This is a genomic window from Paenibacillus sp. F024, from assembly GCF_057814255.1.
The window spans coordinates 1-282 of sequence record NZ_JBVASZ010000166.1 but is presented as its reverse complement, the minus strand read 5'-3'; the positions used below and the strand labels follow the sequence as shown (position 1 = coordinate 282).

Here is a 282-nt window from a genome sequence, read left to right as displayed (position 1 = left end):
ACCGCGCAGGTATTCAAACGTCGTCTCGTCCGGAGCGATCAGACCCGCTCTTGCTCCCGCTTCGATGGACATGTTGCAGACGGTCATACGCTCTTACATGGACAAGCCGCGGATCGCTTCGCCTGTATATTCAATAACATAACCTGTAGCAAAGTCCGTACCATATTGAGCGATAACGCCGAGAATCAAGTCTTTTGCCGTAACGCCCTGCTTCAGCTTCCCGTTGATGCGCACGTCCAGCGTCTTCGGAGTCGCTTGCTGCAAGCATTGCGTTGCGAGCAC

1 pseudogene is annotated in these 282 nt (G+C 54.3%); it reads right to left on the bottom strand.

Features of this window, described 5'->3' with window-relative positions:
- Positions 1 to 282: pseudogene (locus ACZYR9_RS27810) on the bottom strand (aconitase family protein); the annotation flags it as partial.